Below are 14,026 nucleotides of genomic sequence, written 5' to 3' on the forward strand. Positions count from 1 at the left end.
ATGAATGCTGAAGACTCCTTGAAACTTGCTCGCCGGTTTATCGGGTTGCCCCTGGAAAAGCGCCAGATGTTCCTCGCGGCGCTGCAAAAGGAGGGCGTGGATTTCGCCCGGTTTCCGATTCCGGCCGGGATCGAGGCGGAGGATCGCCAAGCGCTGTCCTACGCGCAGCGACGCATGTGGTTTCTCTGGCAACTCGATCCGCGCAGCGGCGCCTATAACCTGCCGGGCGCGGTGCGCCTGAGCGGTCGCCTCAACCTCGGCGCGCTGGAGCAAGCCTTCGCCAGCCTGGTCGAGCGTCACGAAACCCTGCGCACGGTGTTCCAGCGCCAGGCTGACGACAGCCTGTTGCAGGTGCCGGCCACGGCGCCGCTGATGATCAGCCATGAAAATTTCAGTGCATTGCCGGCCAGCGAACGTGAACAGGCCGTGGTGCAGGCCGCCGAACAGCAATCGGTATTGCCGTTCGATCTGGCCGTCGGCCCGCTGCTGCGGGTGACCTTGCTCAAGCTCGCCGAGCAGGAACATGTTCTGCTGCTGACCCTGCACCACATCGTCTCCGATGGCTGGTCGATGAACGTGCTGATCGACGAATTCATTCGTTGCTACGACGCGTTCGATGCCGGCCAGCAGCCGCAACTGGCAGCACTACCGATCCAGTACAGCGACTATGCCTTGTGGCAGCGCCGCTGGCTGGAGGCGGGCGAGCAGGCGCGGCAACTCGATTACTGGCAAGCACAACTGGGCGACGAACATCCGGTGCTGGAGCTGCCGCTGGATCATTCACGTCCGGCGATGCCGAGCTATCGCGGCACTCGCTATGAGTTCGCTGTCGATGAACAACTGGCCGGGCAACTGCGCAACACCGCGCAGCAGCATCAAGTCACGTTGTTCATGCTCTTGCTCGGTGCCTTCAACGCGCTGCTGCATCGCTACACCGGTCAGACCGACATCCGCGTCGGCGTGCCGATTGCCAACCGTAACCGTGGCGAAATCGAAGGGCTGATCGGCTTCTTCGTCAACACTCAAGTGCTGCGTACCCGACTGGACGGGCAGACGCGGGTCGATGACCTGCTGCGCGCGATCAAGGAAACCGCGCTCGGCGCTCAAGCGCATCAGGATCTGCCGTTCGAGCAACTGGTCGAAGCGCTGAAACTGGAACGCAGCCTCAGTCACACGCCACTGTTCCAGGTCATGTACAACCATCAGCCGCAAGTGGCCGATATTGCCAGCCTCAGCACGGCGTCCGGCCTGGTGCTCGACAGCCTCGACTGGCAGAGCCGCACCACCCAGTTCGACCTGACCCTCGATACCTATGAGAAGGGCGGCAAGTTGCACGCGGCGCTGACGTACGCCAGCGACTTGTTCGAGGCTTCAACCATCGAACGCATGGCGCGACACTGGCTGCGTCTACTCACCGCCATGGTCGCCGATACGGCGCAACGTGTCGGCGAATTGCCGCTGCTGGAAGCCGAGGAACAGCACACGCTGGTGCACGACTGGAACAACGTCCACGCGGTTTACCCGACCGAAACACCAATCCATCAACTGATCGAAGCGCAGGTCGCGCGCACGCCGAATGCGCCGGCGCTGCTGTTCGGTGAGCAGACCCTGAGCTACGCCGAACTGGATGCCCGCGCCAACCGCCTCGCGCATCTGCTGCGTGAGCAAGGCGTGCGGGCCGACAGTCTGGTCGGTGTATGCGCCCTGCGTTCGGTGGAAATGGTTGTCGCGCTGCTGGCGATTCTCAAGGCTGGCGGCGCTTATGTGCCACTGGATCCGGAGTACCCGCAGGAACGTCTGGCGTACATGATCGAGGACAGCGGCATCACCTTGTTGCTGACCCAGGATGCTTTGCTGGCATCGCTGCCGACTGACGGCGTGCAGGTCATCACACTGGATCAACCGGGCCTGCTCGACGGCTACAGCGACAGCCGCCCGGACGTCAGCGTCGATCCGCTGAACCTGGCCTATGTGATTTACACCTCGGGCTCTACCGGTAAACCGAAAGGCGCCGGCAACAGCCACGCGGCGCTGGTCAACCGCTTGTGCTGGATGCAGGAAGCGTACGAGCTCGACGCCAGCGATTCGGTGTTGCAGAAAACCCCGTTCAGTTTCGACGTGTCGGTCTGGGAGTTCTTCTGGCCGCTGCTGACCGGCGCGCGTCTGGTGGTTGCTGCGCCAGGTGCGCACCGCGATCCGCTGCAACTGATCGACATCATCAATCGCCACGGCATCAGCACGCTGCACTTTGTGCCGTCGATGTTGCAGGCGTTCATTCATGAGGCGGGCGTGGAAAGCTGCGTGGGCCTCAAGCGCATCGTCTGCAGCGGTGAGGCACTGCCGCTGGATGCGCAATTGCAAGTCTTCGCCAAACTGCCGAACGCCGGCCTCTACAACCTCTACGGCCCGACCGAAGCGGCGATCGACGTGACCCACTGGACCTGCGTCGACGAAGGCGCCGACAGCGTGTCGATCGGCCGGCCGATCGCCAACCTGCGCACCCATGTGCTTGATGCCGAGCTGCTGCCGGTACCGAGTGGCGTGGCCGGCGAACTGTACCTGGGCGGCGCCGGGCTGGCGCGCAGTTATCACCAGCGTCCGGCGCTGACTGCCGAGCGTTTTGTGCCGTGCCCGTTCCACGACGGCGCGCGGCTGTACCGCACCGGTGACCGGGTGCGCCAGCGCGCCGACGGCGTGATCGAATACCTCGGTCGTCTCGATCATCAAGTGAAACTGCGCGGTCTGCGCATCGAATTGGGCGAAATCGAAACCCGCCTGATGCAGCATCCGTTGGTGCGCGAAGCGGTGGTACTGGTGCAGGGCGGCAAGCACCTGGTGGCCTACCTTGTGCTGGAACAGGTTCAGCCGGACGAACAGTGGCAGCAGGACGTCAAGGCGTGGCTGCTCGGCAGCCTGCCGGAATTCATGGTGCCGACTTACCTGATGACGCTGAGCAAACTGCCGGTCACCGCCAACGGCAAACTCGATCGCAAAGCCTTGCCGCAACCGGATGCCGCGCCACAGCAAGCGTTCGTCGCGCCGCAGGATGCGCTGCAAAAAGCCTTGGCGGCGATCTGGGAAGATGTGCTCGGGCTTGAGCGCGTTGGTCTCGAAGACAACTTCTTCGAACTGGGCGGCGACTCGATCATCTCGATTCAAGTGGTCAGCCGTGCGCGGCAGGCCGGGATTCGTATCAGCCCGCGCGACCTGTTCCAGTACCAGACCGTGCGCAGCCTCGCGCTGGTTGCCACGCTGGATAATCAGACCTCGGTAGATCAAGGTCCGGTGACCGGCGACGCCGTGCTCGGGCCGATTCAACAGCATTTCTTTAGCCGCGCGATGCCGCTGCGTGAGCACTGGAACCAGTCGCTGCTGCTGACCCCGCGCGACAGCTTGAATGCGCAGTGGCTTGATGCCGCGCTGGCGCAGGTGATCAATCATCACGACGCCTTGCGCCTGCGCTTTGTCGAAAGCGTCGACGGCTGGCAGCAAAACCACGGCCCGCTGGTCGACAGTGCTGAGCTGTGGCTGCGTGACGCCGAGTCCGCTGAACAATTGCAGGCGCTGTGCAACGATGCCCAGCGCAGCCTCGATCTGCAAAACGGTCCGCTGCTGCGTGCATTGCTGGTGACGCTGGCCGATGGCTCTCAGCGTCTGGCCCTGATTATTCACCACTTGGTAGTGGACGGCGTTTCCTGGCGGGTGTTGCTGGAAGATCTGCAGCAGGCTTACGAGCAGCTGGCGGCGGGCGGCGGCATTCAGTTGCCGGCCAAAACCAATGCCTTCCAGAACTGGACCGCGCGCCTCGAAAGCGCCGCTTCACGCTTCGATGAACAACTGGGTTATTGGAAAGCCCAGCATCAGGGCGCGACGGACCTGCCGTGCGAACGTCCCGATGGCAGCCTGCAAAACCTGCACGGCGAGAAAATCGAATGGCGCCTCGACGCCGAGCGCACTCGCCAGTTGCTGCAACAGGCGCCGGCGGCGTATCGCACGCAAGTCAATGACCTGCTGTTGACCGCACTGGCGCGCACCATCAGTCGCTGGAGCCAGCAGCCGGGCACGTTGATCGAACTGGAAGGGCATGGCCGCGAAGACCTGTTCGACGACATTGACCTGACCCGCACTGTGGGCTGGTTCACCAGTCTGTTCGCGGTCAATCTGACGGCCGCCGACGATCTCGACGGGTCGATCAAGTCGATCAAGGAGCAACTGCGCGCCGTGCCGGACAAAGGTCTGGGCTACGGCGTGCTGCGTTATCTGGCGGCACCGGCGGTGCGCGCCGAACTGGCAACGTTGGCGCCGCCACGGATTACCTTCAACTACCTCGGTCAGTTCGGTCGTCAGTTCGACGATGCGGCGCTGTTCGTACCGTCCGCCGAAACCAGCGGTGTCGCGCAGGATCTGGCCGCGCCACTGGCTAACTGGCTGACCGTGGAAGGTCAGGTGTATGGCGGTGAACTGTCGATGAGCTGGGGTTTCAGTCGTGAGATGTTCGACAGCGCGACCGTGCAGAAACTGGTGGATCAGTACGCCATCGAATTGCACGCGCTGATCGAGCATTGCTGCACGTTGCAAGCCGCGCAAGCGACGCCGTCGGACTTCCCGCTGGCGCGCGTGACGCAAGCGCAGCTGGATGCGCTGCCGGTGCCGGCGGGTCAACTCGACGATGTCTATCCTCTGTCGCCGATGCAGCAGGGCTTGCTGTTCCACACCCTTTACGAGCAAGCGGCGGGTGAGTACATCAACCAGTTGCGCGTCGACGTGCAAGGTCTCGACCCCGAGCGTTTCCGCGCTGCGTGGCAGGCCACCGTCGATGCGCAGGACATTCTGCGCAGCGGGTTCGTCTGGCAGGGCGAGCTGGCGCAGCCGCTGCAGATCGTCCACAAGCACGTGCAACTGCCCTTCAGCACGCTGGACTGGCGCGACCGCGACGATCAACCGGCAGCGCTCGCGGCCTTGGCCGATGCCGAACGTCAACAAGGCTTTGATCTGAGCTGTGCGCCACTGCTGCGACTGGTTCTGGTGCAGACCGGTGCCGAGCAATGGCATTTGATTTACACCCATCACCACATCCTCATGGACGGTTGGAGCAACTCGCAGTTGCTCGGCGAAGTCTTGCTGCGCTACAGCGGGCGCACGCCGGCGAATGGCGGCGGGCGCTATCGTGATTACATTGCCTGGCTGCAACGCCAGGACGGCCAACTGAGTGAGGATTTCTGGAACGGCCAATTGGCCGCCCTGCAAGAGCCGACCCGACTGGCGCGCGCGGCCACCGCTGGCGAGAACCAGAGCGGCCACGGCGATCATTACCTGACACTGGACGTGCAGCGCACCCAGGCGCTGGAAACCTTTGCCCGCCAGCAAAAAGTCACCGTCAATACCTTGGTGCAAGCGGCGTGGCTGCTGTTGCTGCAACGCTACACCGGTCACGAAGCTGTGGCGTTCGGTGCGACCGTGGCCGGGCGTCCAGCGGATCTGCCGGGCATCGAGCAACAGGTCGGTCTGTTCATCAACACCTTGCCGGTGATCGGCGCGCCGCGTCCGGATCAAAGCGTTGGCAGTTGGCTGCAAGCGGTACAGGCGCAAAACCTCAGCCTGCGCGACTTCGAACACACACCGCTGGCAGACATCCAGCGTTGGGCCGGGCAGGGTGGTGAAGCACTGTTCGACAATATTCTGGTATTCGAAAACTACCCGATTGCCCAAGCGCTGAGTCAGGCCGGGCAAGGGCTGACATTCGGTGAGGTCGGCAACCTCGAGCAGACGCACTATGCGCTGAGCGTGGCCGTTACGCTCGGCCAACAACTGGCGTTGCACTACAGCTTTGATCGCGGCCAGTTCGCCAGCGATGTCATCGCCGGGATCAGTGCGCACCTGCTGCAATTGCTTGAGCAGTTCGCCGTGTCGGCCGAGCGCAATCTCGGTGAAATCGCTTTGGCAGATGCTCAAGAGGAGGCGCGCCAGCAAGGCGAAAACCAGCCGCAGCCGTACCCGGTGGACATCGGCGTGCATCAGCGCATTGCCGCGCTGGCCGCAGAAAATCCGCAACGCACGGCGGTGATCTTCAACGGTCAGCGTTTCAGCTACGGCGAGATCGATCAGCGCGCCAACCAACTGGCACACGCGCTGATCGCCCGTGGCGTCGGCGCGGAAACCCGCGTCGGTGTAGCTCTGCCGCGCAGTGAGTCGGTGATCGTAGCGCTGCTGGCGGTGCTCAAGGCCGGCGGCGCCTATGTGCCGCTGGACACCAGTTATCCGCGCGAACGCCTGGCCTATCTGATCGAAGATTCCGGGCTGGCGTTGTTGATCAGCGATTCGTCGGTGTCGGCGCAATTGCCGGTCGATGAATCGGTGCCGCTGCTGGAACTGGATCGTCTCGATTTGCGCGAGTTGCCGATCAAGGCGCCGCACGTGCAACTCGATCCGCACAACCTCGCCTATGTGATTTATACCTCCGGTTCCACCGGCAATCCGAAAGGCGTCAGCGTCGCCCACGGTCCGTTGGCCATGCATTGCCAGGCCATCGGTCAACGCTATGAAATGCGCGACAGTGACTGTGAATTCCACTTCATGTCGTTCGCCTTTGACGGTGCCCACGAACGCTGGCTGACCAGCCTGACTCACGGTGCGTCGCTGCTGATTCGCGACGACAGCTTGTGGACGCCGGAGCAGACCTACAACGCCATGATCGAGCACGGCGTGACCGTGGTCGCGTTCCCGCCGGTGTACTTGCAACAACTGGCCGAACACGCCGAACGCGTCGGCAATCCGCCGAAAGTGCGCATCTATTGCTTCGGCGGTGATGCGGTGCCGAACGCCAGTTTCGAGCGGGTTAAACGCGCGCTCGATCCGGACTACATCATCAACGGCTACGGCCCGACCGAAACCGTGGTCACGCCGCTGATCTGGAAGGCCGGTCGCGAGGTGCCATGCGGCGCCGCGTACGCGCCAATCGGCAGCCGCATTGGCGACCGTAGCGCTTATGTGCTCGACGCTGATCTGAACCTGCTGCCGCAAGGCATGGCCGGCGAGTTGTACCTTGGTGGTACAGGGCTGGCGCGGGGTTATCTGAACCGTCCGGGGCTGACTGCCGAGCGCTTTGTGGCTGATCCGTTCAGCACCAACGGCGGCTTGCTCTATCGCACTGGCGACCTGGTGCGTCAGCGTGTCGACGGCACGTTCGACTACCTAGATCGCATCGATAATCAGGTGAAGATTCGTGGCTTCCGCATCGAGCTGGGCGAAGTCGAAGCGGCGCTGCAAGCCCTCGACGGCGTGCGCGAAGCGGTGGTCGTGGCGCAGGAAGGCAGCGCCGGCAGTGGCAAGCGTCTGGTGGCGTATGTGGTGGGCGATTCCAGCCGTGCCGACTTCACCGACGATCTGCGTGCGCAACTGAAAGCCACGTTGCCGGGGCACATGGTGCCGGCGTACGTCTTGCGCCTGGAGCGCATGCCGCTGACACCGAACGGCAAACTCGATCGCAAGAACCTGCCGAAACCGGACGTCAGCCAACTGCAACAAACTTACGTTGCACCGCAAACGGCGCTGGAACAGCAACTGGCAACGATCTGGCAAGACGTGCTCAAGCTTGAGCAGGTCGGTATCAGCGACAACTTCTTCGAGCTGGGCGGTGACTCGATCATCTCGATTCAAGTGGTCAGCCGCGCGCGGCAGGCCGGGATTCGCTTTACACCCAAAGACCTGTTCCAGCACCAGACTATTGCCGCGTTGGCAGCAGTGGCGCAGACCGGTGAAGCGCTGCAACTGATCGATCAGCAACCGGTCACCGGCAGTACGGCGCTGCTGCCGATCCATCAGGAGTTCTTCGCGCAGGCGATTCCCGATCGTCATCATTGGAACCAGTCAGTGATGCTCAAGCCAACGCAGGCGCTGGACGCGCAGCTGCTGGAACAAGCACTGGATGCTCTGGTGCTGCATCACGACAGCTTGCGTCTGGAGTTTGCCGAGCAGGCTGACGGCTGGGGCGCGCAATACCGCGACGTTGCCACGCAAGCCGGCGAGACCATCCTCTGGCAGGTCGAGGTGGCTGACCTTGCGGCGCTGGAGGCCCTGGGTGAAAAGGCCCAGCGCAGCCTGCAACTGAGCGGTGGCTCGCTGATTCGCGCGGTGCTGGCGAATCTGGCTGACGGCAGTCAGCGTCTGCTGCTGATCGTGCATCACCTGGTGGTCGACGGCGTGTCGTGGCGGATCCTGTTCGAAGACCTGCAAAACGCTTATCGGCAGCTCAGCGCTGGCGCGTCCGTGCAATTGCCGGCGAAAACCAGTGCAGTCAAAGCTTGGGGGGCAGCCTTGCAGGACTACGCGGCAACCCCTGCGTTGCAGACTGAGTTGAGCTTCTGGCAGCAGCAGTTGCAGGGCGCTTCGGCTGCCTTGCCTTATGATCACCCGCACGGCGGGCAGCAACACGATCAGGCGCTGACAATCCGCAGCAAACTGGACAAAGCCCTGACCCGTCAACTCTTGCAGGATGCGCCACAGGCTTATCGCACGCAGGTCAACGATCTGCTCCTGACCGCACTGGCGCGAGTGATGGTGCGCTGGACCGGTGCTGATAACGCGTTGGTCTTGCTCGAAGGCCACGGTCGCGAAGACCTCTTTGACAGCATTGACCTGACCCGCACCGTCGGCTGGTTCACCAGTGTGTTCCCGGCGCGACTGTCGCCGGTGGCTGAGCTGGGGGCTTCGCTGAAACAGATCAAGGAGCAGCTGCGGGCGATTCCGCACAAAGGCATCGGCTTCGGTGCGCTGGCACATCTGGGTGATGAACAGGCTCGCGAAACCTTGCAGGCCTTGCCGGCACCGCGCCTGACGTTCAACTATCTGGGCCAGTTCGACGGCAGTTTCGATGCGGCCGACCAAGCCTTGTTCGCACCGACCAGCGAAGCCGGCGGCGCAGAAGTCAATATGCAAGGCCCGCTGGGCAACCCGCTGGCGCTGAACGGCAAAGTCTTCGGCGGAGAACTGGACCTGAGCTGGACCTACAGCGGCGCCATGTTCGACGCGGCGACCATTCAGCGTCTGGCCGATGACTACGTGCAAGAGCTGACCGCGCTGATCGGCCATTGCTGCGACACCGGCAACCGTGGCGTGACGCCGTCGGACTTCCCGCTGGCGCAACTATCGCAAGCGCAACTGGATGCGCTGGTGCTGGAGCCGCAAGGCATCGATGACATCTATCCGCTGTCGCCGATGCAGCAGGGCATGTTGTTCCATACGCTGCTAGAACACGGCAATGGCGACTACATCAACCAGATGCGCCTCGACATCGATGGCGTCGACCCGCAGCGTTTCCGCGCCGCGTGGCAAGCGGTAGTGGATGCGCACGATATTCTGCGCAGTGGTTTCTTCTGGCAGGGCGACTTGCCGCAACCGGTGCAAGTGGTGCAGCGCCAGGTCGAGGTGCCGTTCAGCGTGCTCGACTGGAACGGCAAGGCTAATCTGGATTCGGCGTTGCAAACCCTGGCTGATGAGGAGCGCGCACTGGGCCTGGATCTCAACAGTGCGCCGTTATTGCGCCTGGTGCTGGTGCGCACGGCGACCGACCGTCATCACCTGATCTACACCAACCATCACATCCTGATGGATGGCTGGAGCAGCGCGCAGTTGCTCGGCGAAGTGTTGCAACATTATCGCGGCGAAGCGGTACCTCGTCCGGCGGGTCGCTATCGCGACTACATCGGCTGGTTGCAGCGTCAGGATGCGGCGGCTGCCGAGAATTACTGGTTGGCAACGCTGGGCAATCTGCAAGAGCCGACGCGTCTGGCCAACGCCATCGCACGGCCAATCGACGCTTTGCCAAGTGTCGGTTACGGCGACCATTACCAAGTGCTGGACGCCGACCTGAGCGTGCGTCTGGGTGAATTTGCCCGTGCCTCGAAAGTCACCGTCAACACGCTGGTGCAAGCTGCGTGGCTGTTGCTGTTGCAGCGTTACACCGGCAAGGACTGCGTGGCGTTCGGCGCGACCGTGGCCGGGCGTCCGGCGGATCTGCCGGGGGCCGAAGAACAGATCGGACTGTTCATCAACACCTTGCCGGTCGTTGCCGCGCCGCAAGCGCAGCAGAGTCTGGCCAGTTGGCTGCAAGCCGTGCAGGCGCAGAACCTCGCGTCCCGTGAGTTCGAACACACGCCGCTGGCGGATATTCAGCGCTGGGCCGGGCAGGGCGGTGACGCGTTGTTCGACAGCCTGATGGTGTTCGAGAACTATCCGATTGGCGAAGCGCTGGAGCGCGGCGCGCCGCAGGGTTTGCGTTTCGGCGCGGTGGTCAATCAGGAGCAGACCAACTATCCGTTGACCTTGCTGGTGAGCATGGGCGCGCAACTGTCGGTGCATTTCAGTTACCAGCGCGACAGTTTTGCGGCGGCCAGCGTGGCGCAGTTGGGCGCTCATTTGCAGCGTCTGCTCAGTCAGATGAGCGTGGCGGGCGAACGCTTGCTCAGCGAGTTGAACCTGATCGATAGCGGCCCGAGTGTCGAGACCAATTTCGTCGCCGAGCAGTGCATTCACCAAGCCATCGCTCGCCAAGTGGCAGTAACGCCGGATGCGCTGGCGGTAACCTTCGCCGATACACAGCTGACCTACGCCGAACTGGACGCGCAGGCCAATCGTCTGGCGCACAAGCTGATCGAGTTGGGTGTCGGCCCGGAAGTGCGCGTGGGCGTGGCGATGCCGCGTTCCGAGCAGCTGCTGATTGCCTTGTTGGCGGTGCTCAAATCCGGTGGCGCGTATGTGCCGCTGGACCCGGATTACCCGGCCGATCGCGTTGACTACATGCTCGAAGACAGTCGTGCGCGGGTGTTGCTGACCGAGCAAGCGGTCGCTGCAACCCTGAGTGTGCCGGGTGACACGCAAGTGCTGCTGATGGATCAGGTTTCATTGAGCGGATATTCAGCGGTTGCACCTCAAACCACGGTGCAGCCGGACAACCTCGCCTATGTCATCTACACCTCCGGTTCCACCGGCAAACCGAAAGGCGTGGCCATCGCCCATCGCAACGTCATGGCCCTGATCGACTGGTCGGCCAAGGTCTACAGCCGCGACGACATTCAAGGCGTTCTGGCGTCAACTTCGGTGTGCTTCGACCTGTCCGTGTGGGAGCTATTTGTCACTCTGGCCAATGGCGGTTCGCTGATCATCGCGCGCAACGCGCTGGAGTTGCCGAACCTGCCGGCGCGCGATCAGGTACGCCTGATCAACACCGTGCCGTCGGCCATCGCTGCGCTGCAACGCGCCGGACAGATTCCCGCGAGCGTGCGCATCATCAATCTGGCTGGCGAACCACTCAAGCAAGGGCTGGTCGACGCGTTGTATCAACAGTCGACGGTCGAGCACGTCTATGACCTGTACGGCCCGTCGGAAGACACCACCTATTCGACCTGGACCCGCCGCATCGCCGGTGGCCAGCCGCGCATCGGTCGTGCCCTCGATCACAGCGCCAGCTATTTGCTCGACGCCGATCTGCAAGCGGTGCCGCAAGGGATTTCCGCCGAGCTGTATTTGTCCGGCGCCGGCATCACCCGCGGTTATCTGGGCCGTGCGGCAATGACTGCCGAGCGCTTCGTGCCGAATCCGTTCGTCGGCAATGGCGAGCGCATGTACCGCACCGGCGACCTGATTCGCGAGCGCGAAGAGGGCGAGCTGGAGTACATGGGCCGGATCGACCATCAGGTGAAAATTCGTGGATTCCGCATCGAATTGGGCGAGATCGAGGCGCGATTGCTCGCTCAACCCGCCGTTACCGAAGCGGCTGTGCTTGCCGTTGAAGGAGAGGGCGGTGCGCAACTGGTGGCCTACGTGGTCGCCCCACAACTGGATCTGTACGACGGCGAAGCGCAGCGGCAACTGCGCGACGGACTAAAGACTGGCCTCAAGTCTTCGTTACCTGACTACATGATTCCCGCGCACCTGCTGTTCCTTGAGCAGTTGCCACTGACGCCCAACGGCAAACTCGACCGCAAGGCCCTGCCCGCGGTGGATGCCAGCCAGATGCAGGCCGCGTACGTCGCGCCGCAGAGTGAGCTTGAGCAGCAGGTCGCGGCGATCTGGCAGCAAGTGCTCGAGGTTGAACGCATTGGTCTGAACGATCACTTCTTCGAACTGGGCGGGCACTCGCTGCTGATGGTCAACGTGGTGTCGCGCATCGCCCTTGAACTGGGTCTGACGCTGACCCCGCAACTGTTATTCCAGCACCCCGTCCTGAGTGACTTCGTCGCTCGACTCGATACAGGAGGCGGGGCAATCAACGAACAGAAACTGAGCAAGCTGGAAGCCCTGCTTGACGATATGGAGGAAGTCTGATGGACAAGAGTGTTGCTTTGAGGGTAGCCAAGCGCTTTATCACTCTGCCGCTGGACAAACGTAAGCTGTACCTGGAAAAGATGCTCGAAGAGGGCGTCTCTCCGGCCAACCTGCCGATCCCGGAAACACGCTCCGGGTTCGCCGCCATTCCTCTGTCGTACGCTCAGGAACGCCAACTGTTCCTCTGGCAAATGGACCCGCACAGCACCGCGTATCACATCCCCAGCGCCTTGCGCCTCAAGGGCGAGCTGGACGTGGCGGCGCTGGAGCGCAGCTTCAATGCGGTGGCGGCGCGCCATGAAAGTCTGCGCACCACGTTTGCCGAACACGGCGAAACCTTCTGCCAGGTGATTCACCCGCAGTTGCCGCTGAGCATCTCCCTGACACCGTTGCCGGCCGGCCTCGACGCCGCTGGCGAAGAGGCGGCGATCAAGGCGTTCGTCGAAAGCGAAACCGCGCGCCCGTTCAACTTGCAACAGGGCCCGTTGTTGCGCGTGGCATTGCTCAAAGTCGCTGATGACGACCATGTGCTGGTGCTGGTCCAGCACCACATCATCGCCGATGGCTGGTCGATCAAAGTGCTGGTCAACGAGCTGATCCAGCATTACGCCGCCGACACCGCCGGGCAGCCACTGGCATTGCCGGAACTGGAGGTGCAATACGCCGACTACGCGATCTGGCAGCGCCACTGGCTGGAAGCAGGCGAGCGTGAGCGGCAACTGGCTTACTGGATCAAGACGCTGGACGGCGAGCAGCCGGTGCTGGAACTGCCGATCGATTTTCCGCGTCCAGCGGTGCAAAGCCTGCGCGGTGCACGTCTGCAACTGGACCTGCCAGTCGCCCTCGGCGATGCGCTCAAGCAATTGGCCCAGCGCGAAGGCGCCAGCCTGTTCATGGTGTTGCTGGCGTCGTTCCAGGCCTTGCTGCATCGCTACAGCGGTCAGGCACAGATTCGCGTCGGCGTGCCGACCGCCAACCGCAACCGGGTCGAAACTGAAGGCCTGATCGGCTTCTTCGTCAACACCCAGGTGCTGAATGCCGAGGTCAACGGCCAGTTGCCGTTCAACCAGCTGTTGGCGCAGGTCAAGCAAGCGGCGATGGCCGCGCAGGCGCATCAGGATCTGCCGTTCGAGCAGTTGATCGAAGCGCTGCAACCGGAACGCAGCCTGAGCCACAGCCCGGTGTTCCAGGTGATGTTCAACCACCAGACCAGCCGTGACCAGAGCCGTGGCGCGGTGCAACTGCCGCAGCTGAGCGTCGAAGATGTGCAGTGGGAAGGGCGCACCGCGCAGTTCGACCTGACCCTCAATACCTATGAATCGAATCACGGTTTCGCCGCCGAGCTGACCTACGCCACCGATCTGTTCAAACCGGAAACGGTCGAGCGTCTGGCGCGTCATTGGCAAAACCTGTTGCAAGGTATTGTGGCCGCACCGACTCAACGGGTTGGCGAGTTGCCCTTGCTGGAAAGTGCCGAGCACGGCGTTCTGTTGCAGGACTGGTTGCGCGTGGCGGATCACAGCGCCCAGGCCGAGTGCGTGCAACTGGACTTTGCCTCGCAGGCGCAGCGAAACCCGCAGGCGACCGCGCTGATCATCGGCGACGACGTACTGACGTATGGCGAACTGGATGCCCGAGCCAACCAACTGGCGCACAAACTGATCGAGGCCGGCGTCGGCCCCGATCAGTTGGTCGGCATCGCGGT

General features: G+C 62.8%; 2 protein-coding genes (1 of these 2 cut by a window edge). Both read left to right on the forward strand.

Annotated elements, in window-relative coordinates:
- Nucleotides 1-12,321, forward strand: coding sequence for a non-ribosomal peptide synthase/polyketide synthase (locus ACW9IR_RS09460; protein WP_457462908.1), 12,321 nt, complete (start codon nt 1-3; stop codon nt 12,319-12,321).
- Nucleotides 12,321-14,026 carry the 5' portion of a non-ribosomal peptide synthase/polyketide synthase gene (locus ACW9IR_RS09465; protein WP_457462911.1) on the forward strand. It continues 13,282 nt past the right edge of the window, so the window shows 1,706 of its 14,988 coding nt (coding positions 1-1,706); it begins with the start codon at nt 12,321-12,323; its stop codon lies beyond the right edge, outside the window. Before ACW9IR_RS09460 ends, ACW9IR_RS09465 begins: the two co-directional genes overlap by 1 nt.

Source organism: Pseudomonas sp. SDT291_1_S447, from assembly GCF_054070155.1.